22 protein-coding genes and 1 tRNA gene are annotated in these 25,478 nt (G+C 64.5%); 15 read left to right on the top strand and 8 right to left on the bottom strand.

Features of this window, described 5'->3' with window-relative positions:
* The first annotated feature begins 189 nt into the window (after positions 1-189).
* A complete protein-coding gene (locus ACFOYU_RS17425) occupies positions 190-768 on the top strand; it encodes a tyrosine phosphatase family protein (protein WP_377034570.1) in 579 nt (192 codons plus the stop codon).
* Between the two features lie 16 nt (positions 769-784).
* Here ACFOYU_RS17425 and cueR read toward each other — a convergent pair whose 3' ends face one another.
* On the bottom strand, positions 785-1,240 hold the full coding sequence (cueR, locus tag ACFOYU_RS17420) for a Cu(I)-responsive transcriptional regulator (protein ID WP_377034569.1): 456 nt from the start codon (positions 1,238-1,240) through the stop codon (positions 785-787).
* Complete coding sequence (locus ACFOYU_RS17415; RefSeq protein ID WP_377034568.1) at positions 1,237-3,765, bottom strand: heavy metal translocating P-type ATPase; 2,529 nt, start codon at positions 3,763-3,765, stop codon at positions 1,237-1,239. Before ACFOYU_RS17415 ends, cueR begins: the two co-directional genes overlap by 4 nt.
* Before the next feature lie 686 nt (positions 3,766-4,451).
* Here ACFOYU_RS17415 and ACFOYU_RS17410 point away from each other — a divergent pair.
* The 3 genes from ACFOYU_RS17410 (at position 4,452) to ACFOYU_RS17400 (ending at position 6,913) form a co-directional block, all read left to right on the top strand.
* The gene (locus ACFOYU_RS17410; RefSeq protein ID WP_226741199.1) at positions 4,452-5,267 is read left to right on the top strand and encodes an endonuclease/exonuclease/phosphatase family protein; all 816 of its coding nucleotides are present in this window, start codon (positions 4,452-4,454) and stop codon (positions 5,265-5,267) included.
* Between the two features lie 131 nt (positions 5,268-5,398).
* On the top strand, positions 5,399-6,019 hold the full coding sequence (gene gstA, locus ACFOYU_RS17405) for a glutathione transferase GstA (RefSeq protein WP_377034567.1): 621 nt from the start codon (positions 5,399-5,401) through the stop codon (positions 6,017-6,019).
* 99 nt (positions 6,020-6,118) lie between these two features.
* Complete coding sequence (locus ACFOYU_RS17400; protein WP_377034566.1) at positions 6,119-6,913, top strand: glycosyltransferase family 2 protein; 795 nt, start codon at positions 6,119-6,121, stop codon at positions 6,911-6,913.
* Here the strand turns inward: ACFOYU_RS17400 and ACFOYU_RS17395 are convergent.
* Positions 6,910-7,152: a hypothetical protein gene (locus ACFOYU_RS17395; RefSeq protein WP_226741196.1), complete on the bottom strand. Its 243-nt coding sequence runs from the start codon at positions 7,150-7,152 to the stop codon at positions 6,910-6,912. The genes ACFOYU_RS17400 and ACFOYU_RS17395 overlap by 4 nt on opposite strands.
* A gap of 82 nt (positions 7,153-7,234) precedes the next feature.
* Positions 7,235-7,588 (bottom strand): RidA family protein, encoded by a 354-nt coding sequence (locus ACFOYU_RS17390; protein WP_226741195.1) that lies wholly within the window; start codon positions 7,586-7,588, stop codon positions 7,235-7,237.
* 185 nt (positions 7,589-7,773) lie between these two features.
* Between ACFOYU_RS17390 and ACFOYU_RS17385 the strand changes: the two genes are divergently transcribed.
* A tRNA-Ser gene (locus ACFOYU_RS17385) sits at positions 7,774-7,864 on the top strand.
* A 352-nt stretch (positions 7,865-8,216) separates the two neighbouring features.
* On the opposite strand, the gene ACFOYU_RS17380 is transcribed toward ACFOYU_RS17385, so the two are convergent.
* On the bottom strand, positions 8,217-8,462 hold the full coding sequence (locus ACFOYU_RS17380) for a hypothetical protein (protein WP_226741194.1): 246 nt from the start codon (positions 8,460-8,462) through the stop codon (positions 8,217-8,219).
* A gap of 361 nt (positions 8,463-8,823) precedes the next feature.
* Here ACFOYU_RS17380 and ACFOYU_RS17375 point away from each other — a divergent pair, with 361 nt between their 5' ends.
* The 4 genes from ACFOYU_RS17375 (at position 8,824) to ACFOYU_RS17360 (ending at position 17,198) form a co-directional block, all read left to right on the top strand.
* Positions 8,824-10,032, top strand: coding sequence for a GNAT family N-acetyltransferase (locus tag ACFOYU_RS17375; protein WP_377034565.1), 1,209 nt, complete (start codon positions 8,824-8,826; stop codon positions 10,030-10,032).
* A gap of 127 nt (positions 10,033-10,159) precedes the next feature.
* Positions 10,160-11,047 (top strand): NAD(P)-dependent oxidoreductase, encoded by an 888-nt coding sequence (locus ACFOYU_RS17370; protein WP_377034564.1) that lies wholly within the window; start codon positions 10,160-10,162, stop codon positions 11,045-11,047.
* A gap of 227 nt (positions 11,048-11,274) precedes the next feature.
* On the top strand, positions 11,275-11,715 hold the full coding sequence (locus ACFOYU_RS17365; RefSeq protein ID WP_226741191.1) for an OsmC family protein: 441 nt from the start codon (positions 11,275-11,277) through the stop codon (positions 11,713-11,715).
* 950 nt (positions 11,716-12,665) lie between these two features.
* The gene (locus ACFOYU_RS17360; RefSeq protein ID WP_377034563.1) at positions 12,666-17,198 is read left to right on the top strand and encodes a cadherin domain-containing protein; all 4,533 of its coding nucleotides are present in this window, start codon (positions 12,666-12,668) and stop codon (positions 17,196-17,198) included.
* Between the two features lie 128 nt (positions 17,199-17,326).
* On the opposite strand, the gene ACFOYU_RS17355 is transcribed toward ACFOYU_RS17360, so the two are convergent.
* Entirely contained in the window at positions 17,327-17,800 is a 474-nt protein-coding gene (locus tag ACFOYU_RS17355) for an opioid growth factor receptor-related protein (protein WP_377034562.1), read from the bottom strand.
* Positions 17,801-17,919: 119 nt separating this feature from the next.
* On the bottom strand, positions 17,920-18,099 hold the full coding sequence (locus tag ACFOYU_RS17350) for a hypothetical protein (RefSeq protein ID WP_377034561.1): 180 nt from the start codon (positions 18,097-18,099) through the stop codon (positions 17,920-17,922).
* 450 nt (positions 18,100-18,549) lie between these two features.
* On the opposite strand from ACFOYU_RS17350, the gene ACFOYU_RS17345 reads away from it, so the two are divergent.
* Genes ACFOYU_RS17345 through ACFOYU_RS17325 form a run of 5 tightly spaced genes read left to right on the top strand, consistent with a single transcriptional unit; the run spans position 18,550 to position 22,975 of the window.
* On the top strand, positions 18,550-19,353 hold the full coding sequence (locus ACFOYU_RS17345) for a cytochrome c oxidase subunit II (RefSeq protein ID WP_377034560.1): 804 nt from the start codon (positions 18,550-18,552) through the stop codon (positions 19,351-19,353).
* A gap of 41 nt (positions 19,354-19,394) precedes the next feature.
* On the top strand, positions 19,395-21,173 hold the full coding sequence (gene ctaD / locus ACFOYU_RS17340) for a cytochrome c oxidase subunit I (RefSeq protein WP_377034559.1): 1,779 nt from the start codon (positions 19,395-19,397) through the stop codon (positions 21,171-21,173).
* Entirely contained in the window at positions 21,170-21,874 is a 705-nt protein-coding gene (locus ACFOYU_RS17335; protein WP_377034558.1) for a cytochrome c oxidase subunit 3, read from the top strand. The genes ctaD and ACFOYU_RS17335 overlap by 4 nt, the downstream gene beginning before the upstream one ends.
* Before the next feature lie 11 nt (positions 21,875-21,885).
* Positions 21,886-22,608: a heme-copper oxidase subunit III family protein gene (locus tag ACFOYU_RS17330; RefSeq protein WP_377034557.1), complete on the top strand. Its 723-nt coding sequence runs from the start codon at positions 21,886-21,888 to the stop codon at positions 22,606-22,608.
* A gap of 7 nt (positions 22,609-22,615) precedes the next feature.
* Entirely contained in the window at positions 22,616-22,975 is a 360-nt protein-coding gene (locus tag ACFOYU_RS17325) for a cytochrome C oxidase subunit IV family protein (protein ID WP_377034556.1), read from the top strand.
* A gap of 28 nt (positions 22,976-23,003) precedes the next feature.
* Here ACFOYU_RS17325 and ACFOYU_RS17320 read toward each other — a convergent pair whose 3' ends face one another.
* On the bottom strand, positions 23,004-23,843 hold the full coding sequence (locus ACFOYU_RS17320) for a DUF2189 domain-containing protein (RefSeq protein WP_226741182.1): 840 nt from the start codon (positions 23,841-23,843) through the stop codon (positions 23,004-23,006).
* A gap of 224 nt (positions 23,844-24,067) precedes the next feature.
* On the opposite strand from ACFOYU_RS17320, the gene ACFOYU_RS17315 reads away from it, so the two are divergent.
* Positions 24,068-25,177, top strand: coding sequence for a bifunctional transcriptional activator/DNA repair enzyme AdaA (locus ACFOYU_RS17315; protein ID WP_377034555.1), 1,110 nt, complete (start codon positions 24,068-24,070; stop codon positions 25,175-25,177).
* The last annotated feature ends 301 nt before the right edge of the window (positions 25,178-25,478 follow it).

Raw genomic sequence — 25,478 nt, 5'->3', positions numbered from 1 at the left:
GGGGTCGGTTGGCTTACCCAGACAATGCGGCTCCATCTTCGCCCATTGGGCGTCCGTCAAGACATAGCGATCCATCAAGAGCTTGAATCATAAGCCCAACCTCATGTGAATCCCCACAGACCTTAGAAGAGTGTAGCCTCCACAGAGCGGGCGATGCTCCTCATCTCTTCGTGAACGGACCGATTTTCCATGAAACCCTCATCCATCACCATGCTGACGATCTGCGGAATCTCGGAGCTGCCGGACCAGGGGCAGCGCTCGGTGACACATGTGCTGTCGATTCTCGATCCCGAGCATCCCGATCCCGAGGCCTTCGAGGCCTACGATCCGCATCACAGGACCATCCTGCGCTTCCATGACATCATCGAGCCCCGGCCCGGCATGATCATGCCCGAGCCGGAGCACGTGGAGGCTGTCCTGCAATTCGGCGAGGAGCTGGCGAAGAGCGGCCCGAGCCGGGCCGAGGGGCATCTCCTCGTCCATTGCCATATGGGGATTTCGCGCTCGACGGCGGCGATGCTCACCCTGCTGGCGCAGACCCACCCGCAGGAGAGCGAGGACAGGCTCCTGAAACGCCTGGCGGAGATCCGCCCCCAGGCATGGCCGAACTCGGTCATGGTCGGGTTCGCCGACGACATGCTGTCGCGCGGCGGCCGGCTCACCGATGCGCTGCGGCGGCACTACGGCAGACAGCTCCGCCGGGACCCGCGCTTCGTGCAGTGGATGCGCGACATCGGCCGCAGCCGGGAAGTCGACATGGCCGCCTGAGGCGGCCATCCGGCCTTCACTCGCGAACGGACATCTTCCCGAGCGTGCCGAATTTCGGAGGAGGCCGCGACGTCACGCTGCCGTCGTCGCTGGCGAGCTCCTCGATGATCGGGCAGTCGGGTCTGCCGTCGCCATGGCAGGTCCTGGCGAGGTGCTTCAGGGTCCCGGCCATTTCCTGCAATTCCGCGATCTTGCGTTCGAGCGTCTCCACATGCTCGAGCGCCACGCGCTTCACGTCCTTGCTCGCCCGTCCCCGGTCCTGCCACAGGGACACGAGATCGGCGATCTGCTCCACCGAGAACCCGAGGTCCCGCGCCCTGCGGATGAAGCGCAGGGTGTGGACGTCCTTGTCCGAATAGACCCGGTAGCCGGCTTCCGTCCGCACGGTCTTCGGGATCAGCCCGATGGACTCGTAGTAGCGGATCATCTTGGCCGAGACGCCCGACGCCTCGGCCGCTTGCCCGATATTCATGCCCGTCCCTCCACAGGTTGCATCGACCGGCCCGTTTCGCCTTCCGGCCGGATGGGAGCTTCCGCCCGGCGCAGGCGCAGCGCGTTGCCGACCACGAACACGCTGGACAGCGCCATGGCGCTGGCGGCGAGCATCGGCGACAGGAGCATTCCGTTGACCGGGTAGAGGACGCCCGCCGCCACCGGGATCAGCAGCACGTTGTAGGCGAAGGCCCAGAACAGGTTCTGCCGGATGTTGCGGATCGTGGCCTTCGACAGGGCGATGGCGTTCACGACGCCGCGCACGTCGCCGGACATGAGCACCACGTCGGCGCTCTCGATGGCGATGTCGGTCCCCGTGCCGATGGCAAGGCCGGTATCGGCCTCGGCCAGGGCCGGGGCGTCGTTGATGCCGTCGCCCACGAAGGCGATCCGGCCATGGGCCTCGCGCAGGCGCTTCACCGCCTCGACCTTGCCGTCGGGCAGGATTTCGGCCGCCACCTCGTCGATGCCGATCTGGCGCGCGATGGCCTGGGCGGTCTTGCGGTTGTCGCCCGTGATCATCGCCACCTTCAGCCCCAGGGCGTGAAGGGCGGCAATCGCCTCGGGCGTCGAGGGCTTGATCGGGTCGGCCACGGCCACGATGGCCGCGAGCCTGCCGTCGATGGCGGCATAGAGCGGGCTCTTGCCCTCGTCGCCGAGGCGGGCGGCGGTGGCGCCGAACATGGTGACGTCATGGCCGAGCCTGGTCATGAACCGGTCTGCGCCCACATCGACCTTGTGCCCTTCCACCGTGGCGGAGACGCCGAAGCCCGGCACGGCATCGAAGCTCTCCGTCGCGGCAAGGGCCAGGCCCCGGCGCCGGGCGCCTTCGACGATGGCTTCCGCGATCGGGTGCTCCGAGCGGCTCTCCACCGAAGCCACGAGCCTCAGCACGTCCTGCTCGGAGAAGCCCTCGGCCGTCACGAAATCGGTCAGGTCCGGACGGCCCTTGGTCAGGGTGCCGGTCTTGTCGAGGGCGACGACGCCGACCTCCTTCAGGCTCTGCAGCGCCTCGCCCTGCCGGAACAGCACGCCGAGCTCCGCGGCCCGCCCTGTCCCGACCATGATCGAGGTCGGCGTGGCGAGGCCCATGGCGCAGGGGCAGGCGATGATGAGAACCGCCACCGCGTTGACGAGGGCAAGGCTCAGCGCCGGTTCGGGACCGAAGACGAGCCAGACCAGGAAGGTGAGGGCGGCGGCGGCCATCACGGCCGGGACGAACCAGGCGGTGACCTTGTCCACCAGCGCCTGGATCGGGAGCTTGGAGCCCTGCGCCTGCTCGACCATGCGGATGATCTGCGCCAGCACCGTATCGGCGCCGATGCGCGTGGCCCGGAAGGTGAAGCTGCCGGTCTTGTTGATGGTGCCGCCCACGACCTCGGCCCCTTCCGCCTTCTGCACGGGTACCGGCTCGCCGGTGATCATGGACTCATCCACGAAGGACGATCCCTCGATCACCTGGCCGTCGACCGGCACCTTCTCGCCCGGACGAACCTGGACGACGTCGCCCGCGAGGACCTGATCGAGGGGGATTTCCATCGCGTGTCCGTCCCGCACCACGCGGGCGGTCTTAGCCTGAAGGCCGAGAAGGCGCTTGATCGCCTCCGAGGTGCGCCCCTTGGCCTTGGCCTCCAGGTAGCGGCCGAGGAGGATCAGCGTCACGATCACGGCGGCCGCCTCGTAATAGACGTTGGCGGTGCCCGCCGGGAGCAGGCCCGGCAGGAAGGTCGCGACCACCGAATAGCCGTAGGCCGCGCTCGTGCCGAGCACGACGAGGGAATCCATATCGGGCGCGAAGCGCAGCAGCGCGGGCACGCCCTTCCTGAAGAAGCGCAGGCCGGGTCCGAACAGGACCAGGGTCGTGAGGGCGAACTGAAGATACCAGCTCTCCTGATGGCCAATCGTGGCCATCAGCCATTCATCGACGCCCGGAACGAAATGGGCGCCCATCTCCAGGAGGAAGATCGGCAGGGTCAGGACGGCAGCGATGGTCAGGGACCGGCGCAGGCCGGAGAGTTCGGCCTCGCGGGCGGCGTGCCGGCGGTCGGCCTGGTCGTCGACGCGGATCTCCTTGGCCTCGTAGCCGGTCTGTTCCACCGCCTCGATCATGCGGGCCACCATGTCGGCGCCGCCGAGGAAGCGGATCGTCGCCCGCTCCGTCGCCAGGTTGACGGAGGCATCGAGAACGCCGGGAACCCGCTTGAGCGCCTTCTCGACCCGTCCGACGCAGGAGGCGCAGGTCATGCCCTCGACCGCCAGCTCGACCTTGGTGTCGGTCGGCTCGTAGCCGACCCTCCGAACGGCCTCCGCGATGGTCTGGGGATCGGCCGGGGAGGTGGCCAGGGAGACGGTCGCGCGGCCCGTCGCAAGGTTGACGTTCGCGGACGCGACTCCCTCGACGGACCTCAGGGCCTTCTCGACCCGCCCCACGCAGGAGGCGCAGGTCATGCCCTCGATCGGAATGTCGAGGGTGGCGCCCGGTGTCGAAATCTTGGCCGTAGCCATGGCGAATCTCCTGATTCAACATCTCTGGCGGATGTTGTGATCCTTCCCATCATGGGAAGGTCAAGCGGCGGTTTCAAGGAGATGCGGACCGGGCGGGCAGGGGGAGCGCGTCCAAATGGGAAAAGCGTGCGCACCGCTCCGGCGGGAGCGGAGCTGCCGGCATGTTCAGGAGAGAGGTCCGAGGGGCGCGAGTATGGGAGTTCGGTCGGTCCGAGATCAGACCGGAATCATCGAGAAGTTCATCACCAAGCCGATCACGCCCAGGCCGAAGGCAAGTCCGACCCAATCCAGGACCCTAGCGATGGCGTCCTCTCCAGGACGATTTCCAGATGTGTTGCGCATGAGCAGCAGATGATTCGACCGGCCCCACTTGGTCAAGCTTAAGCATTCAGTTCCATTAAGGTAAATGTGCCGTAAAGGGAACAGGAATTTAGTCGATATATGTAACTTCGATTCTTTCAGTCTGGGGTTGTGGATGCTGCCTCCTGCCCGCTTGTGCGGATGCACGGAAGAAGCCGAAGGCCCGGGCTCGCGCCATGAAGCCTCCGCGCAGGCCGGGGAACCTTGGTCGGTTCCGTGCCATTGAACCCGATGTTTCTCCGTGGCCCGGCAGGACGATATCTTCGCTTGTGCCGTTCGCCGTGGCCGCCTACCTGTAAACGTCCTTTCTGAGCCGGTACTGACCTTTGAAGCATATCGACAAACAGGGGCGGGTCGTTCGAATCCTGACCTACAACGTCCACCGTTGGCTGGGGACCGACCGCAAAATCGCCCCGGGGCGCATCGCGGAGGTGATCGCATCCTGCGACCCGGACATCGTTGCCCTGCAGGAGGTGCGGGCGGGCCGCGTCCATGCGGGCGCCTCCGATCAGGCGGCTGCGGTTGCGGCGCAGCTCGGAATGGATCTGCATTTCCAGCCGACCATCCGGATCCTCGGCGATCAGTACGGCATCGCGGTCCTGTCCCGTCACCCGTCCAGGATCGTCAAATCGGGCCGGCTGCCGACGCTCTCGGCAAAGCCGGCCTTCGAGAAGCGCTGCGCCCTCTGGGTTTCGGTGGAGGTCGGCGGGCAGGCGGTGCAGGTCGTCAACGCCCATCTCTCCCTCCGCTCGGGCGAACGCCGGACCCAGGCCGCAGCCCTTCTGGGACCGGACTGGATGGGGCATCCCGATTGCGCCGATCCGGCCGTGCTGCTGGGCGATTTCAACGCGCCGCCCTATTCCCGCTCCTACCGTCTGATGGCGGACCGGTTGCGGGACGCCCAATTGTCGAATCCCGCCGGCGAGCCGCAGCCGACCTTTCACACCCGCGCGCCGGTGCTGCGCCTCGACCATGTCTTCGTCACCGACAGGGTGGAGGTGGTGTCGGCGGCGCCGATCCGGAATCCGCTGACCCGGGTGGCGTCGGATCATTACCCGCTCCTGGCGGAACTGCGCGTGCGCAGTCGGGCGGCACCGGCCGGCGAGGGTCACGCCCTGGCCTCGGAGAACGAACTCCTCTGACCTTCTTGCATCGGTGCAAGATTTCGCTAAGCGATGCACGCAATCGAGCGTTGCCGTTTCCTGCGGATCATATTACGTTGCTGTTACTCAACAACACTTTGTAGGCGCCGCAGGGGAAGGGGAGGTTTTCCGTGAAGCTCTACTACACGCCTGGTTCTTCCTCCCTCGCGTCCCGAATCGTCGCCTGCGAGGCCGGCCTCGACCTCGTCTACGACAAGGTCGATCTGAAGAACCGGACCACGGCGTCCGGTCGGGATTTCAGCAAGATCAACCCGAAAGGCTACGTGCCGGCCCTGGCCCTGAACGACGGACAGGTCCTTACGGAGACATCCGTCGTCATCCAGTTTCTGGCCGACCAGGCACCCCAGACCCGCCTCGTGCCGGAACTGGGCTCGCTCGAACGCTACCGCGTCCAGGAATGGATCGGCTTCATCAGCACGGAGCTGCACAAGGGCTTCGCTCCTCTCTGGAAACCGACCAGCACCGAAGCGGCCCGCCAGATGGCCATCGAGCAGCTGCATCGCCGCTTCGGCTATGTGGACCGGCATCTGGAAGGGCGCTCCTACCTGATGGGAGAGCTCTTCACGGTGGCCGATGCCTATGGCTATGCGGTCCTCAACTGGACATCGTTCCACAAGATCGACGTCTCCCCCTATTCCCGCCTGCTCGCCTACATGCGCCGCGTGGCCGGACGGCCGCGCGTGAGGCAGGCTCTGGAGGCCGAGGGCCTGCTGAGGCTTGCGGCGGCCTGAGGGGCGCTCCGTTGAGGGCCGGAGCGCGGGGGCAGGGGCCCAAGCCCTTGCCATTGCTCTATCTTCCGGCTAGGCAGCCCGTGAATCGGCGCCCCCCTCATGCTCCCTGTCTCCATCTTCATCATCGCCAAGAACGAAGCCGATCGCATCGGCGAGACGATACGGGCGGTCAGGGATCTGACCGACGACCTGATCGTGGTCGATTCCGGCTCGACGGACGGGACACAGGCCATTGCCGAGGAGCTCGGCGCCCGCGTGATCTTCAACGCCTGGCCCGGCTACGGACCTCAGAAGCGCTTTGCCGAGGAGCAGTGCCGCCACGACTGGCTGCTCAACCTCGATGCCGACGAGGTGGTGCCGCCCAGGCTCGCCGCCGAGATCCGGGCGCTCTTCGCCCAGGGAGAGCCGCCCTGCCAGGCCTACAGGATCCGCATCGCCGAGGTCTTCCCGGGGGAGGTCGCGCCCCATCCCCTGGCCTATGCGCTGGCGCCGGTGCGGCTCTATCGCAAGGATCGCGGACGCTACTCCCCCTCGCTCGTCCACGACCGCGTCGACCTGGCGCCGGGAACCGCCGTCGGAACGCTTCGGGGGACGATCCACCACCGCTCGGTGCGCTCCCTGGGCGACCAGATTTCCAAGCTCAATCGCTATTCCGATCAGCAGGCGGTCGATCTCGAGATCAGGGGCGTCTCCATACCCACATGGCGGATCTTCTTCGAGCTGCCGGCGGCCTTTCTCAAGGCCTATATCGGCCGCCGCCATGCCCTGCGCGGCACCTACGGCTTCCTGACGGCGATGAACTATGCGATCTCGCGGCACCTGCGCCTCGCCAAGCACTACGAGAGGAAGCGCCTGAAGGCCTTGAAGGATTCCGCGCCCGGGCCTGACGCCTAGCGCAGCCCCGAGGTGAGGGTGGGCAGCTTCGGCAATCCCCTTGCAAAGCCGAACTGCTGGAATGCCGGATCGGAGCCGAGCCAGGCCAGCAGGCCGATGCACAGGCCGATCAGGGCGAGAAGGATCGACAGGAGAAGTCGTTCGACGGGCCGGGAGGGCCGGTCGGCGATGTAGCCTTCCCGGATGGCATCCAGAGGGGTTCCCGCTCGCAGCCGCAGGAAACGGAAACAGGTTCTCATGCAGGGCTCCGCCGTCGATTCGAGTTCGAGCGAAGCTAGGCTGCAGGGGCGCACCTGCGACGTGCTGGGGCGCACAGGGCCGTCAGCAGGCGGCGATCACGCGGATTTCGAGGGCATAGTCCGGATCGGCGAGTTTCGATTCCACGCAGATCCGGGCCGGGGCCTGCCCCGGAGCGACCCAGGCGTCCCAGACGGCGTTCATCTCGTCGTAGGAGGCGATGTCGGCGAGCCAGATCGTAGCCTGGAGCAACTTGGATTTGTCGCTGCCGATCTCGGCCAGGGACTGGTCGATCTGGTCGAGGATGTCCTTCGTCTGCTCCGCAACCGGCCGCCCCAGGGTCGTCTCGGGCACGTAGCCCGAGAAATGCGCCGTGTCGTCGAGGATCACGAGGTCGCTGTAGCGGGCGGCAACGCCGATCCGTCGAATTCTTGACATGCAGGCCGGTCCTCTTGCGAAAGGAGAGGGCTGCCTATCACAGGCCCGTGCCGATTGGTACGGGTCCCTAGGCCAGCGCGGGCCCCGTCGCAGGGCCTATCCGGCCCGGTGAGCCGCTTTGTCCGCTCCCGAGGCCGAAAACGGGATTGACCCTTCCTCCCTGACAGCCTAATTACTCCGCCACCGGAGACGTGGCCGAGCGGCTGAAGGCACTCGTTTGCTAAATGAGCATACCCCAAAAGGGTATCGAGGGTTCGAATCCCTCCGTCTCCGCCATTCCCTTTCCTGAAATCCTGCGAGACGTTGAGATCCGGCCCTCCCGGAGCTTTGGCGCGTGCCTGTTGAGCGGATGGCCCGGGCCGGTTCTTCGTCGACCGCTCGAAGGAGGGAGCGCCGATCCGGCTGGCGCTCGTGGTGGGCTGACGCGGAAGGCTCGGTGTGCCGTCAAGGTCCGGCTGCCCGCTAGTGCAGGACCAGCAGCCATCCGACCAGGGCGAGCGGTGCAACGATACCGAAGAGAAACGAAACAGCAGACTGGGTCATGAAAGCCTCCTGCCGATCGTTTCACATTAAGGGGCGATGGCATCGAACGCCGTGCGCCACGGCACCTGCATAGGGCCCGTCCGGATCAGGCGTTCCCGTCGGGGGAGGATTTCTCTTTCGGTCCGGTGTTGCCGGCTTCGGAGACCCCGGCAGGGGGCGCTCGTCGGGCGGCGCTCTTCTTCCCGCGCCATTTGTACATGAGCCAGGCCAAGCCCGAGCCCAAGGCCGCGAGCACGACCACGGCCGAGCTCGGATAGTCGCGGAAGTTCACCCGCGCCGCTTTGTCGAAGTCGTCCAGCTCGGCGTCGGGCTCGTCGTCTCTGTCGCCCATGGAAAGCCCCTCGTCGAAGAATGATGCAGATATGGGGAGGTTGGCCGGGGCTTCCATCCATGCGGAGCGGAATCGGTGAGGCCCCGGAGGCGTCAGGGGCGGTGCCCGCCGAGAGGCAGGGACAGAAAACGGCCAAGCTCGCCAGGCGTATCAGGTATAAGCTTTTAGAGTAAGGCTATTTACCCGTAAGGGCAGCTCACGGCCCCGTGAACGCAGGCTATCAAGGGAGTCGAGCGATGCATATTCATCGCTCAATACTGGGCCGTTCGGGCGGCCACCTAGTCGTCGTTTTCGGCAGGCTTCGCCTTGCCGGGCAGAGATAGAGATAATTCCATTGCTTTGACTATGGAGATCTGTCGAATTGATCAGTGCATGTCCCGATGGTTTTCATACGGTTGCAGTCTCCGATTTCAAGGCTCTCGAGCCTCATCGCGCCGCCTGGGATCGCCTCGCGTGGCATGCGCCGCAGCAACTCCCGAACCTTCTCCCGGCCTGGGCCGAAGCCTGCTTCCGAAGCGGGCTGGGCCCGAACGAGCGCTGGATGTGCTGCTTCGCCTATAGCGAGGGTCGACTGGCGGGCGTGCTGCCCGTCATCGTGGCGCCGCATCCTCTCCTCGGCGAGCGCTGGCCCCTCCTGCGCACCGCCAACAGGCAAAGTCCTTCGGGCGACATCGTGCTGTCGGCCGACCGGGCGCCGGACGTCCTGCGGGCGCTTCTGGCGGAGCTCGGCAGGCAGGTGCCGACGCATGTCAGCCTGGAACTGAAGGCGGTGCGGCGCAACTCCCCGGTCCGGACGGCCCTGGAGGGCGGAGCGCACGGCTATATTCCCCACGGCGACACGCCCGCCATGCTCTCCCGCCTCGACGTGACGGGCAGCTTCGAGGCCTACATGGCCAGCCTCGGCAAGATGCGACGGAACGTGAGGATCGGCCGCAAGAGGCTCGAAAGCCGCGGCAGGGTATCGGTCGAGATGCGCCGAGGCTCCGATGCCCGGACCGATTTCATGCCGGAATTTCTGGCCCTCGAAGCCTCGGGATGGAAGGGGCGCAACGGCACGGCCATGCTGAACGATCCGGCATCCGCCGCCTTCCACACGGCTCTGGTGGAGAACTTCGCGGCGCAGGGGCGGCTCGAATGGCACATGATCCGCGTCGACGGCCGCCTCGTCGCGGCAGGTATCGGCGTGCGATGCGGATCCGCGCTCATGCTGCCGAAATACGCCTTCGACGAGGACTTCTCCGACTGCATGCCGGGCAGCCTGCTGACCGAGGAGATCTTCCGGGATGTCTTTTCCCGGCCGGAGATCGAAGAGGTCAATCACATGAGCTATTCGGAGTCGGACCGGCTCTGGCACATGTCCAGCGACAGCTACGCGACCCTGCATCTGGTCCGCCGGAGCGCGGTGACCCTGTTGATGCGCCTGCCCCGCCTCGTGGCGCAATCGGCCTACCGGGTCTATGTGCAGCCGCGCATCCCCGCAGTCGTGAAGGAAGCCCACCGGAAGTTCCAGCGCAGGGGCGGTCGCAGGCCGCCGCGGATCAATGCCTGCGGAGACGTTCTCCAATCGTGACGCCGGCTTCCGACGCGACGATTTCCCGATCCCGGAACCTCGGCCAGGGTAGGCTTTTCGGTTTCGTGCGGGCTATCCTCGGGTTTCGTCGGGCTGTCGCCCGCACGCAATCAGGGGAGGAGAACTCGTGGTCAAGGAGCGGATAGGATTCATCGGCGTCGGCCTCATGGGGCACGGTATGGCCGCAAACATCGTCGGCAAGGGCTGGCCCCTCACGGTCATGGGGCACCGGAACCGCGAGCCGGTGGAGGATCTGAAAGCCCGTGGGGCTTCGGAGGCGGCGACCCCGCGGGAGCTTGCGGAGCAATCCGACATCGTGATCCTCTGCGTCACCGGTTCGCCCGAGGTGCAGGGCATCCTCCAGGGGCCCGACGGGCTGGCGGCAGCCGGCAAACCCCTGCTCGTGGTCGATTGCTCGACCTCCGACCCGTCGGTGACGATGCGGCTCGCCGCCGAGCTGGCGCCGGCCGGCATTACGCTGATCGATGCTCCGCTCAGCCGCACTCCTGCCGACGCCCAGGCCGGCACCCTCGACGTGATGGTCGGCGGCGATCCCGATGCTGTCGCCCGGGCGCGTCCCGTGATCGATGCCTTCGCGGGCCGCGTGATGCATACCGGTCCCACCGGGACCGGACACACGATGAAGCTGCTCAACAACTTCCTGTCGCTGGGCTACGCGGCGATCTATGCGGAGGCGTTGGCGCTGGGTGCCAAGGCGGGATTGACCCCGCAGGTCTTCGACAGCGTGATCCGCGGCGGCCGCATGGATTGCGGCTTCTACCAGACCTTCTTCAAATGGGTGCTCGATCGCGATCCCAACGCCCACAAATTCGCCATCCGCAACGGCCTGAAGGACATGACCTACCTCGCCTCGCTCGCGAATTCCGTCGGCTCGTCCAACCCGGTCGGCGCTGCGGTGCGCAACAGCTTCGCGCTCGCCGTCGGCACCGGCCACGGGGACGATTATGTGCCCATGCTGTCGGACGTGGTTGCGGAACTGAACGGCATCAAGTGACGTCCGCGACGATGCGGTGAGGCAGGGCAGGGGCGGGCGCGTTCCGCCCCGTGCCGTGCAGCGGCGTCCCAGGCTCGCCTTGCCGGGCGAGCGGGCTCGCGGGAGACATGGCGGGTCGGGCCGTGGATGGGGCTTCACGAGCCGGAATGCTGTGTTATGGCTGGCTCCACATACATCGCTGCCGGGCGGGTTCGCGTCCGAGCGGAACTGCCAGGGGAGATTTCTCGATGAAAGCGCGGGTGAAGTTCGTCGACGGTATGACGTTCGTCGGCGAGTCCGGGAGCGGCCATGCGGTGGTGATGGACGGAGCGCCGGAATATGGCGGCCGCAACATCGGCATACGGCCCATGGAAATGCTGCTCATCGGCCTCGGCGGCTGCACCGCCTTCGATGTCGTCCAGATCCTCCGCAAGGGCAGAGAGGACGTGACCGACTGCGAGGTGGAGGTGAGCGCCGAGCGGGCCGAGACCGACCCGAAGGTCTTCACCAGGATCCACATCGACTACCGCGTGAGCGGCCGCAACCTCGCCCCCGCCAAGGTGGAGCGGGCGATCCAGCTCTCCAAGGAGAAGTATTGCTCCGCCTCCATCATGCTGGGCGCGACGGCGGCGATCACCCATTCCTGGACGGCTGTCGACGCCGCCGCCGCGCCGGAGGCGGTGGGCTGATCTGCTTCCGCCCGGTGCTTCGGTTGCGCGCCTGCGACGGACCGGGCGCAGTTCCCGCAGAGACGTATCTTCAGTGCGTCGCCGCAAATGGAATGTTGCGATGTTGCAATAAATGATCGTATCGGAAGAAATCGGCCTCTGGTTTTCGCGCGCAAACACTCTTCTTTTGGGCCGAATACGACTACGAAATCCTGAAATTTAGGGCATCCGGCTCTAGGCGCAGATGCGACAGGCATGGATTGCCTTGCGCGCGGGCAGAGTCTCGTAGCGGTAGGGCTTTCCGATTATCTTATTGAAATGTAATGAAATTTTTACGAGCTTAGGCTTTTCGGCCTAGTGCGAAGGATTGTCTTCTGGCCTATGAAACTCTGTTGCAAAAACCTTACGAAAGGTTACAACGTAGGGGATGGGCCGAGCGCAGAAAGCCTCAGCCAGATTTTGCGAGCCGGACGGGGCGCACCATGGCGATCTCATTTGAACCGACGAACCTCGAAGACAACAACCTGTCTTCCGAGGACGAGAACGCTCTCAGTTTCGAGGCCGAGCCTCGGGCGCACAGAACCCGGCAACCCGGAGGGGCTGATCGCAAGGACGGCTCAGGGCCGGAAGAGGTCCGGCCTACCACTGTGGCGGAACTCCCGTCGCACAAGGGCGGGGAGCGGATCGAATTGCAGAAGCCGGTCCAAATCGGTGGCGGCGCATCCGTCCAAGAGAGGCTCGACGCTTTGTTCATGGTCGATCCGGCGAACGGAGGTCGCGCCATGGAGGCTCGGTCGGGAGGTTTGCGGGAGTGGGGCATGGGTCCCGGCGCGGATGGTTTCAACGGAAATGCGCCTGGGCACGCGGCGCTGCCGCATGAAGCGTCAGCCGGTCAGCTGACCGGACCGGGGGCGAGACCTTCAAAAAGCACGGCCCCAGGGAATCGGGCGCAGGTTCTGGAGCCTGCGGCGATGGCAGTGTCGTCCGACTCTTCCATGGCGGCAACGAGCGGCGTCATGGTTGTCGAATACGATGGAATTACAACGCTCCCGGAGACGCCCATTCATACGCGCAAGCTCGGCTATCTGGATCTGTACGATCCGGAGGAGCGGCTGTTCCTGGGCTTCTCCATCAGTGAAAGCTCGGTCGCGGGTGCGTTCGAGATCGTGGAGGAAGACACGGATTACGGTCCAAGGTGGTACTTGGCCGTCAAGGACCCCAACCTGTTCGACTACGAGACCGCTCCGAACCGCCAGATGACGGTGACCGTCGTCGGGCGGAACCGCGACGGCAGCTCTGCTTCGACAATGTTGACGTTCACCCTCACGAATGTCGACGACCCTGGGAACGAGGCGCCGGAAGACATTACCTTGTCCGGGACCAGTATCGACGAAAACAGCGGCCCGTGGACGCTCGTCAGTCACCTTGGGGTCTTCGATATCGACATGACCGGGATGTACGGGAACGACTCCTGGACCTACCGCCTGATCGAAAACCCGAGCGGCAAGTTCGAAATCTTCGATTTCGGCGGGGCCAGGCTGCAGCTGAAGGCCGGCCAGACGCTCAACTATGAGGACATGCAGACCTCTCAGGTGACGATCCGGGTGACCGATTCCGGAGGCCTGCTCTTCGACAAGACGTTCACGATCCATGTCAACGACATCGAGGACGAGCAGGCCACCAACCATGCGCCGACGAATCTGAGGCTGTCGGGCGGGTTCTTGGCCGGTGTCAAAGAGGATCTTGCCGGCGACGCGACGATCGGCACCGTGAGCGCTTTCGATCAGGACGGAGGCGACATTCTCGCCTACCGGATCATCGACGATCCAAGCAACAAATTCTACCTTTTCGGCAACGAGCTGCGTCTCAAGGCCAATGCGCGGCTTGATGCCGAGACGGCTGGACAGCACGCCATCACGGTCCGCGCGAGGGATCTATACGACGCGACACACGACGAATCCTTTACGATCCATGTCGAAGGGGTCAACGAAAGGCCGACGGACATCTCCCTGTCCAGCTTGACGGCTTATGAGGATCTCGCGCCTTCCGGTTTCATTGCGGACATCACAGCCGAAGATCCCGAAGGTCCTGGCGATATTCAGTCCTACCGGATCGTCGAGGATCGGGACGGCAAGTTCGTGATCGATGGAACCCAGCTCAAGCTTCGGTCCAACACGAGGCTGGACCACGAGCGCAAGGCCTCTCATTCCGTCACCATTGAAGTGGAGGACATGAGCGGTCTGACCTACAGGAAGTCCTTCACCATCGAGGTGATGGATGTTCCTGAGAGACCACACGACATCGAAATTTCCTCAAACCTGATAGCTGAGAATTCCCCTGGCGGGGCCCTCGTAGGCTACCTCACCGCTCGCGATCAGGACAGTTCCACCTTCACTTACACCATCGTCAGCGATCCGAGCATGAAGTTCCAGATCGTCGGCGATCGGCTGGAGGTGCGGGACAATGCCAGGCTGAATTTTGAGCAAAAGAGTCTATATTATGTTACCGTAAGGGCGAAGGACGAGACCGACCTTACGTTCGATCGCGAGTACAAGATCTATGTTACCGACGTAAACGACGCCCCGCAAAACATGTCGTTGGGGCCGGCGTTCATCGCCGAGGGTGCCGGCGGCAGAAAGATCGGCGTTCTGAGCACGACCGACCAGGACGGGGTGGCGGGCGACGTCAATCATATCTACTCGATTGTCGACGATCCGGATGGCAAGTTCATCATCAAGGGCAAGGAACTATGGCTGCGGGACGATGCTGCCGTCGATTACGAGGTCAAGAGCCAACACAAGGTGACGCTCCGCACGACGGACAGGGGCTTTGCCACGTTCGATAAAACATTCAACATCGTCATCACGAATGTCGCCGAAGCGCCGAACGATCTGCGGATCTCCAACGATATCATTGCCGAGAACAGTGCGAGCGGCACCGTCGTCGGCCTGTTGCAGGGCACGGACCCTGATGGCAACAGCGTCAGCAGGTTGAGCTACTCGATTGTCGAGGATGAGGACGAGAAGTTCGAGATCGTCGCCGGCTCGAACGAGCTGAGGATCCGCGAGGGCGCTATCATCGACTACGAGACGGGGAAATCTCATGATGTCAAGATCAGGGTAACGGATATCAGCGGCCTGACCTATCAGACGATTTTCACGATCAGAGTAGAGGACATCAACGAGGAAGAGAACCGCGCCCCGACGGGCGCGACCCTGTCCAGAAGCACGGTGCCTGAAGACCTCGCGGCAGGCTCTGTCATTGGAACGCTGACCGGCGAGGATCCGGACCCGAATACGGTATTCACGTTCGAACTCGTCCAGGATTCCTCCGGCAAGTTCGAGATCCCGGAGGGCACGAACCAACTGAAGCTGAAACCCGGCGCCACGCTGAACCATGAGACGGGGCCGACGCACGAAATCGTCGTGCGGGTGCTGGACCACACCGGGCTGAGCTACCGGAAAACCTTCACCATCACCGTCGAGAACGTGAACGAGAACCCGACGGAGATCTTTCTGTCGAACTCTCCGCACAGCGTGGATGAGGATATCGCCGTCGAGACCGTCGTCGGCGAGTTGTCCAACAACGACCCGGATCTGAGTGACGCCTGGACCTACTCCATTGTCGGGACCCAGCCGCAGTTCAGGATCCAGGGCAACCAGCTGATAGCGAAGCCCGGGCTGAATCACGAAGGGGTTGCGGCCTACAATATCACCATCCGGGTGACGGATCGCGCCGGCAAGTATGTCGACAAGACCTTCACGATCCAGGTCGCCGACAAGAACGACACGCCGCATGGGCTGACCCTCTCCGGAGGCCATGAAGTCGAGGAGAACAGCGGCATGGATACGGTCGTCGGCATCCTTGAGGGACACGACGAGGATGATGACGCGGAATTCACCTATGTGATGGTTGCCGACCCTGACAGCAAGTTCGTCGTGGTCGGCAACGAACTTCGGGTTCGGGAAGGCGCAGGGCTGAACCATGAGACCAAGCAGTCTCACCTCGTGACGGTTCTCGTAAAGGACCAGTGGGGCAAAACTTTCCAGAAGGAATTCACGATTGCCGTGAAGAATGTGCCCGAGCCCGAGCCGAACCATGCGCCGACGAACCTCGTTCTCTCCCATACGACAGTGCATGAGAACATCGATGCGGGAGAGACCATCGCAGTCATGACCGGTTACGATCAGGATGGCGGGGACATCCTGCGCTACTCGATCGTGCAGGATGAAGACGAGAAGTTCGCCGTCGTCGGCAACCGCCTCGTCCTGCGGAACGGCGCGATCATCGACCACGAAGAAGAGACGTGGCACGAGGTCACCCTGCGCGTCACGGACCGTGCGGGCGAGTTCTTCGAAAAGGTCGTCAGGTTCGAGGTCATCAACGGCGAGGACGGTCCCAACGCCGCCCCGACGGACCTGTCCATATCGGAAAGCTCGGTCGTCGAGAACAGTCCTGCAGGGACCATCGTCGGCATCCTGTCGGCCACCGATCCGGATGGGAACACCGTTTACTATTCCCTGGTCGAGGATTCCGACGAGAAGTTCATGGTGTCCGACAACCAGTTGCTGGTGCGCCAGGGAGCGGTGCTGGACTGGGATGCTCAAACCCAACACGAGGTCAAGATCCGCGTGTTCGATCGGTTCGGCACCTATACGGAGCAGACCTTCACGATCGCGGTGCTGCAGGATCCTAACGAGCAGAATCGCGATCCTACGGAAATCATCCTGTCGAACAGGCTTGTTTTTGAGAATGAGCTCGATGGAGCCGTCGTGGGCGTGCTCTCTGGAACCGATCCCGACGATGACGTCCTGGCTTTCGAACTCCTCGACGGTGCGGATGGGCGCTTTGCGCTGGGACAGGAGGTCCGCAATGGAGTTACGGTAACGGTCGTGAAGGTGGCGAGTGGGGCCAAGCTCGATTTCGAACAGAACCGGCAGCACCAGATCAAGGTTCTTGCCGACGACGGTCAAGGCGGCACATTCGAGAAGACCATTCAAATCGATGTCCGCAACGTGCTGCACGAGAGTGTCGGCGAGACTCCGACGCTTTCCGGCGCCGCTCACAACATGTCGGGCATGGACCGGATCGTTGGCGGTGTCGGCAACGATGCCTTCAACGGCGGCGAGAATAATGATGTGCTGAATGGTGGAGCGGGCAACGACACGCTCTGGGGCGGTGCAGGCGAGGATGTCTTTGTCTTCAGCCATGCCGGCCTGCTGAACCGTGACCTCGTCATGGATTTCGACATAACCGAGGTCGTCGGCGACCGGATCCATCTAGTAAAGGCAGACGCATTCAGGGGGCTGGACCTTGGAGTTCTGTCCGAAACAGCATTCCGCCTCGGCACCGAGGCGATGGATGCGGATGACCGGATCATCTACGATGCTTCGCAAGGGCGCCTGCTCTACGACAGCGATGGCAACGGCGGCCGGGCGGCGCTCGAGGTAGCAACCTTCAGCAACAAGGCGGCGCTGACTCATGGTCATTTCCTTGTCATCTAGTTGATCAAGGGGCGCCCGAAATCCGCCTTCTCCGATGCTATGGGAGCGCCCTCCGTCTACGTTCTTTTGAATGGCAGACTGCCAGGGATTGGCCTGCGTCGAGATCCCTTGCTGATCGATGAGGGACGTCACCCGCTCAGCGCTCGCGTCCAATAGCCCAGGTTGTGCGGGTCGACCGGTGATCCGGCTGCTTCGTGGCGGGCCATGACGGCATCGTGGAAGGCGCGGGCTTCGGCGTCGCCGGCCAGGAGTTTCAGGCTCTGGATGATGCGGGTGATGCGCAGATGGTTGTGGTCGCTCCAGGTCAGCCAGTCGTCCGTCGCTTCGTAGAACCGGCGCATCCGCGCTGCGCCGCGGCGCAGATTGGCGAGCGCCTGCTCGTCCGCTCGGATCGCGGCGATCTCTTCCTCGGACAGGACGGGAGCGTTCGGCTGCGCCATGCTCCTCGTGGGGAGGGGGAAGAGCCACTGGATGTAGTCGTGGATGCGCTCCAAAGCTTCGTCGGGCAGGGCGAGGATGTCCTCGACGGTCCGGTTGCGGCCGTCCGTGCCGCTTCCGGCGAGGTAGGCATGAAGCGGGCCGGATTTTCGATCCACGTTCATTCAGATCTCCATCGTCCAGGTCTCCACGGGCGCTGCCCACACGGTCCGACGCGACAAAAGCCCCGCCGGGGCGGGGCTTCTCGGGAGCGATGGTCCGCTGCGGATGAAAGAAGCACCCGCTATTTGGCGGGAGCCGCCTCCTTGGCGGGCGCCTCGGCGGGGCTGGGCTTCGGCGCCTCCTTGGCATCGCGCAGAAGCGCGTCCACCGTTTCCGTCCGCTTGGTCTGCATCTGCTTGGATTGATCCGTCTCGGCCGCCTTGCGGCTCTCGGAGGCGAATGACCTTCTGTCGTAGCACATGGTGCCCTCCGTCATTGCTGAAACGACCAACGCTCGCGCGTCGGCGCCGTTCCGGCGCGTGCTGAAATGTCCCAATTTCCTGGCAGGAAGGGGTAGCCTCGAGCGATGATTGACAACTTGGCCGGGCGGGAGGATCATGATTTTCGCGCGATGCAGCCGACGATTGTCGCAGCCGCAGCGCGTGTTCTGTGTCGGTCGAGACGTCGCGGCCGCCCTGTCGGTGGCCGCGGGAGGGCGCGGTCATGGCGAGCCTTCGCAGGTCTGTCACAGGGATGAAAGACGCCCCGTTCGGGCGCCCGGCGATCTCATGCGAAAACGGGAACTGCACGCCGCCGAAACGGGCAGGCACGGGCCTGCTCATGCCGACAGGAGCGGGTGACGGGAGAGACGGAGTAGACGGCGCCTTCTAGTTCGTATCCGCCGCCTTCGAGGGCAAAGGATGAAACCGGGATGGCTGTAGCGCTCATACTCGTTGTGGTGGCCCTCGGCTCGGTGCTCTTTCACCTCGTGAGCCCGTGGTGGTGGACGCCGATCGCGTCCAATTGGCGCTTCATCGACGACACGATCATCATCACCTTCTGGATCACGGGGCTCGTCTTCGTGGCCGTGGTCCTCTTCATGGCCTATTGCATCTACCGTTTCCGCCACGAGAAGGGGCGAACGGCGGCCTACGAGCCGGAGAACAAGCGGCTCGAATGGTGGCTCACCGGCGTGACCGGAGTGGGTGTGGCGGCCATGCTGGCGCCGGGGCTCTTCGTCTGGAACCAGTTCATCACCGTTCCGGAGGACGCGACCAACATCGAGGTCGTGGGCCAGCAATGGCAGTGGAGTTACCGCCTGCCGGGGGCGGACGGCAAGCTCGGGATGGCCGACACCCGGAACGTGAGCGCGGACAATCCGCTCGGGCTGAAGCGGGACGATCCCAACGGGCAGGACGACATCATCATCGAGGGCGGCGAGTTGCGCCTGCCGGTGGGAAAGCCCGTGAAGGCGCTGCTGCGCTCCATCGACGTGCTGCACAATTTCTATGTGCCGGAGTTCAGGGCGAAGATGGACATGGTGCCGGGGCAGGTCTCCTATTTCTGGCTCACCCCCACGAGAACCGGAACCTTCGAGATTCTCTGCGCCGAACTGTGCGGCGTCGGTCACCCGCATATGCGCGGCACCGTGATGGTGCAGACGGAGCAGGAATATCTGGCCTGGATGCAGGAGCAGTCGGAGCGCACCTTCGCGCGACTGTCCGCGCCTAACTGAGCGGAGACACGTTCAGGAGCAAGGGGAGGAGAGCACAAGCCATGGTCGATGTCCCGCTAGGTCCAGCCGGCGTCATCCCGCCGGCCGAAGTCGAGGATATGGAGCTCTACCACCCGCACAGCTGGGTGACGAAATACGTCTTCAGCCAGGACGCCAAGGTCATCGCCATCCAATATTCCGCCACCGCCCTGGGCGTCGGCCTCGTGGCGCTGGTGCTCTCCTGGCTCATGCGGCTGCAACTCGGCTTTCCGGGCGTCTTCTCCTTCATCGATGCCAACGCCTATTACCAGTACATCACCATGCACGGCATGATGATGGTGGTCTATGTGCTCACGGCGCTCTTCCTCGGCGGCTTCGGCAACTATCTCATCCCGCTCATGATCGGCGCGCGGGACATGGTGTTCCCCTATGCCAACATGCTCAGCTTCTGGCTCTACCTGCTCGCGGTGCTGGTTCTGATGGCGAGCTTCTTCGTGCCGGGCGGACCCACGGGGGCGGGCTGGACGCTCTATCCGCCGCAGGCGATCATGACCGGCACGCCGGGCGGGCAGGACTGGGGCATCATCCTGATGCTCGTGTCGCTCATGATCTTCATCGTCGGCTTCACCATGGGCGGCCTGAACTACGTGGTGACCGTGCTGCAGGCCCGGGCGCGGGGCATGACGCTGATGCGCATGCCGCTGACGGTCTGGGGCATCTTCACTGCGAGCTTCATGGCGCTCCTGGCCTTTCCGGCGCTTTTCGTGGGCGCGGTGATGATGCTGTTCGACCGGGTTCTCGGCACGAGCTTCTTCATGCCGGCCATCGTGGAGATGGGGCAGCCCCTGGAGCGCGGAGGCGGGAGCCCGCTCCTGTTCCAGCACCTGTTCTGGTTCTTCGGCCATCCGGAGGTCTATATCGTGGCGCTGCCGGCTTTCGGCATTGTGTCCGATCTCATCAGCACCCATGCGCGGCGCAACATCTTCGGCTACCGCATGATGGTCTGGGCCATCCTGATCATCGGCGCCCTCAGCTTCGTCGTCTGGGCGCACCACATGTATGTGAGCGGGATGAACCCCTATTTCGGGTTCTTCTTCGCCACCACCACGCTCATCATCGCCGTCCCGACCGCCATCAAGGTCTACAACTGGATCCTCACCCTCTGGCGGGGCGACATTCACCTGAACGTGCCGATGCTCTTCGCCCTCGGCTTCATCGTCACCTTCGTGAACGGCGGGCTCACCGGCCTTTTCCTGGGAAACGTGGTGGTGGACGTGCCGCTCTCGGACACGATGTTCGTGGTGGCGCATTTCCACATGGTCATGGGCGTGGCGCCGATCCTCGTGATCTTCGGAGCGATCTATCACTGGTATCCGAAGGTGACGGGGCGGATGCTGAACGACGCCCTGGGCAAGCTCCATTTCTGGGTCACCTTCCTGGGCGCCTATGCGATCTTCTTCCCCATGCATTATCTCGGGCTCATGGGAGTGCCGCGCCGCTATCACGAGATGGGCGACATGGCCTTCGTCCCGCCCTCGGCCCACACCCTGAACGCATTCATCACGGTCGTGGCTCTGGTGGTCGGCTTCGTTCAGCTTCTCTTCGTCTTCAACCTGATCTGGAGCCTGAGGCACGGCAGGCCCGCGGGCGGCAATCCATGGCGGGCGACCACGCTTGAATGGCAGACGCCGGAAACGCCGCCGCCGCACGGCAACTGGGGCAAGGAGCTGCCGGTGGTCTACCGCTGGGCCTATGACTACAGCGTGCCGGGCGCGGACCAGGATTTCGTGCCGCAGAACCAGGCCTCGATCACGCGGGCGGCGCCGGAGCCGGCCTCATGACCAGCATTCTCCTCTTCCTCGCGGGGCTGATCGGCTTCGGCGCCTGGTGGCTGGCCAAGCAGAGGATCACCGCGAAGCCCTGGCTGGAGGAGGGGATCGCAGGCGAGTTCCCGGGCGGCGGCGCGACATCCCTCCCCGCGGCGAAGATCGGGCTCGGTGTCTTCCTCGCGGTCGTCGGAGCGCTCTTCGCCCTCTTCATCAGCGCCTATTCCATGCGGATGAGCATGAGCGACTGGCGCTCGGTGCCCATGCCGCGGCTGCTCTGGCCCAATACCGGCATGCTGATCATGAGCAGCGTCGCGCTGCAATGGGCCCTGGTTTCGGTGCGTCGGGACGACATGGACGTGGTGCGGGCCTGCCTCCTCGCCGCCGGGGCATTCTCCATCGCGTTCCTGGCCGGGCAGCTCCTGGTCTGGCGCCAGCTGTCCGAGACCGGCTATCTCCTGGCGGGCAATCCGGCCAATTCGTTCTTCTACCTCATCACCGGCCTGCACGGGCTGCACATGCTGGGCGGGCTGGTGGCTCTGGCGCGCGCCACCGACCGCGCCTGGCGCAGCGACGTTCCGGGCCGAGTGGCCCTGAGCGTGGAGCTTTGCGCCCTCTACTGGCATTTCCTGCTCCTCGTCTGGCTGGTTCTCCTGAACCTGCTCACCGGCTGGGCGGACGAGTTCGTCGATATCTGTCGCGCGTTGCTGACCTAGAGGGGATTGGCATGGCGGAAGCAGCAGTCACGGGAAGGGCGCAGGTCTACACCGCGCAGCCGGGCCTGAAGGGCGTGGCGGGAGACTTCGCCTCGGACCAGCGGGCGTTCAAGAACGTCTCCTGGGGCAAGGCGATGATGTGGATCTTCCTTCTCAGTGACACTTTCGTGTTCAGCTGCTTCCTCATCGCCTACATGACCGCGCGCATGTCCACCACGGTGCCCTGGCCCAATGCGAGCGAGGTCTTCGCGCTGACCATCGGCGGCGTGACGCTTCCGCTCATCCTCATCGCGATCATGACCTTCGTGCTGATCTCGAGCAGCGGCACCATGGCGATGGCGGTGAACTTCGCCTATCGGCGCGACCGCCGCAGGACGGCGATCCTGATGCTGGTGACGGCGATCCTCGGCGCCGCCTTCGTGGGCATGCAGGCCTTCGAGTGGAGCAAGCTGATCCACGAAGGCGTCAGGCCCTGGGGCAATCCCTGGGGCGCGGCCCAGTTCGGCTCGTCCTTCTTCATGATCACGGGCTTTCACGGCACCCACGTCACCTTCGGGGTGATTTTCCTGCTCATCGTGGCGCGCAAGGTCTGGCGCGGGGATTACGATACCGAGCGGCGCGGCTTCTTCACCAGCCGGAGGGGGAGCTACGAGGCGGTCGAGATCATGGGCCTCTACTGGCACTTCGTCGACCTCGTCTGGGTGTTCATCTTCGCCTTCTTCTATCTCTGGTGAGGGAGCCATGGCACAGGCAGCGGCGCGCGACACGGCTCATGCCCAAGGACAGCATCAGGGGCAGCACCATCCGATCCGGCTCTATCTCGTGGTGTGGGGATGGCTCTTCATCCTCAGCGCGTTCTCGTATCTGGTGGACTATTTCCAGCTCGAGGGCGCGCTGCGCTACACCCTGATCCTGCTGTTCATGATGCTGAAGGCGGGGCTGATCGTGGCCGTGTTCATGCACATGGCCTGGGAGAGGCTGGCGCTCGTCTATGCCATCCTCGTGCCCGTGGCGGCGCTCTTCGTCTTCGTCGGCATCATGGTGTTCGAGGCGGATTACACGCTGCTCTCGCGGGTGCTCTTCTTCGAGCCGGGAGCCTGACTGGAATCAGGCTCCCGCAGATCCTGCGTCAGGGACGCGGCTGCCCGTCGGCGGGCAGCACCTCCTGCGGAGGCGGAGGCTCCACCACCCGGCGGTAGAGGTGCCAGGTGGCATGTCCGAGCACCGGCATGACGATGGCGAGGCCCACGAACAGGGGCAGGGAGCCGAGGAGGAGCGCACCGGCGACGATCAGGCCCCAGACCGCCATCGTGAACGGGTTCGCCAGCACGGCTCGGACGGAGGTGTGAATGGCCACCGCCGCGCCCACGTCGCGGTCGAGGAGCAGCGGGAACGAGATCACGCTGATGCTCAGCACCGCCACCGCGAAGACGAAGCCCAGCAGGTTGCCCAGAACGATCAGCTGCAGGCCCTGGGACGTGGTGAGAACCTCGTTGACGAACCGGGTATAGGATTCCGGGGCCGCATAGCCGAAGAGGCCCTCGTAGAGCATCCGGGCCGTGGTCAGCCAGGCGAGGAAGATTCCCAGCAGCAGGACGCCGAGCGCGATGATCGACGGGATCGACGGCGAGCGCAGCACGTCGAACGCGTCCTGCCAGCTCGGCTCCAGTCCCATCTCCCGCCGCCGGCTGATCTCGTAAAGCCCGATGGCCGCGAGAGGGCCGAGCAGGGCGAAGCCCGAGGCCAGCGGGTAGAGGAGGGGCAGGGCGTTGTTGGTGAATGTCAGCGCGGCGAGGCAGGCGCCTGCGATGGGATAGATGAGGCCGAGGAAGACCAGATGGGACGGCATTGCCCAGAAATCGTCGAATCCCTTCGACAGGGCGTGCCTCAGGTCTGCCAGGCCGATCTTTCGCACGATGGGGTAGACCGGGGTTTCGTCAGCGCCGGCAATCACATGGAATTGGGCCATGACCATTCCTCCAGAACCGAGGTTGGAGCGGTCACAGGTCACGGAAGGCCGTGCCGAGTCGGTAGGTCGGCACAACGCGACCTGCACTCGCCAGTACTATAGGGCGAGGACGGGGAAATGTCGCCCCCGATCGCGCCCCGACGACTCACAATCACGACAGGAGCTCGAATTCCCTGTCGATTTGTCGGTGGAGCGGGCGAGCGAGGGTTTGGTAGAACATGGTCATGACCATATCCTCGCTCCCTCCCACATCCGAAATGGTCCGCGCCATGCTGACCTGCGACGCGGCCTATGAAGGCGTCTTCTACACGGCGGTGAAGACCACCGGGATCTTCTGCCGCCCCACCTGCACGGCGCGAAAGCCGAAGCCGGAGAACGTGGTGTTCCACCGGACGGCGGAGGATGCGCTGACCGCGGGCTTTCGCCCCTGCAAGCGCTGCAGGCCCCTCGACGTGAAGGGCGCGGCGCCGGACTGGGTCGCGGCGCTGCTGAAGGAGGTCGAGGCCGAGCCCTCTCGGCGCTGGACCGACGAGGATCTGGTGGCCCGCGCCATCGACCCGGTCCGCCTGAGGCGGTGGTTCAAGGAGCAGTTCGGCATGACCTTCCATGCCTATGTGCGGGCGCGGCGGCTGGGGGCGGCGCTCGGCAGCATCGGTGCAGGGGAGTCCATCGACGGCGCCGCCTACGACCACGGCTACGAATCCGTCAGCGGCTTCCGCGATGCCTTCCGGCAGACCATCGGCACCACGCCGGGCCGCAGCCGGTCGAAGGCGCTGATGCTCTGTGCGCGCATCCTGACGCCCCTGGGGCCGATGATCGCCATGGCGGAGGAGCGCGGTCTGTCCATGCTGGAATTCACCGACAGGCCCGCCCTCCCGGCGGAAATCGAGGAGCTGAGGGGGCGCTACGGCTATGCCATCGCCCCCGGACGCAACGGGCATCTCGACCGGATCGAGCGGGAGCTGGAGCAGTACTTCGCCGGAACCCTGACGGTCTTCGAGGTTCCCCTCTGGCTGCCCGGAACGGCGTTCCAGCAGGAGGTCTGGACGGCGCTGCAGGCGGTGCCCTTCGGAGAGACCCGGTCCTATGGCGAACTCGCCGCGAGCCTCGGACGGCCGGGCGCGAGCCGTGCGGTCGGCCGTGCCAACGGACAGAACCGGGTCTCCATCGTCGTGCCGTGCCACCGCATCGTCGGCGCCGACGGATCCCTGACCGGCTACGGCGGCGGCCAGCCGCGAAAGGACTTCCTGCTCAAGCTCGAACGCCGGATACGCTTCGGGCAGGGCGATGCGGTTCGGGCGCATTCCGGCGAAATGCAGGCCAGCCTGTTCTGAGAGGTGGGTTATCTGGCGATCGGGAATGTGCTCCCAGGCACCCATCCTGAGAGGCTGGCTCAGCATGTACCGCGTTGCTCTCCCCCTATGGACCCCGCCCCGGCTCGAAAACTCACGACGGAAGCGCCGCGTTGCTCTCCTCCCCACGGACCTCGGGCCTCGCCGGAAATGCCGACCTGCTCTCCTCCCCCTTGATACTGCTGGCGAATCCATCATGCACCTGTTGGAAGCGTCATGAGCCTTGTGAATGCTGACTGACGCGTTCGCGCGAGCGGTGTGCCCGCGAACCAAGCCCCTAGCC

The organism is Microvirga sp. GCM10011540 (genome assembly GCF_042650665.1).
GTDB classification, from domain to species: Bacteria; Pseudomonadota; Alphaproteobacteria; order Rhizobiales; family Beijerinckiaceae; genus Microvirga; species Microvirga lenta.
Note: the sequence above shows the minus strand (reverse complement) of the source record. Positions and strands in the feature narration are given on the sequence as shown.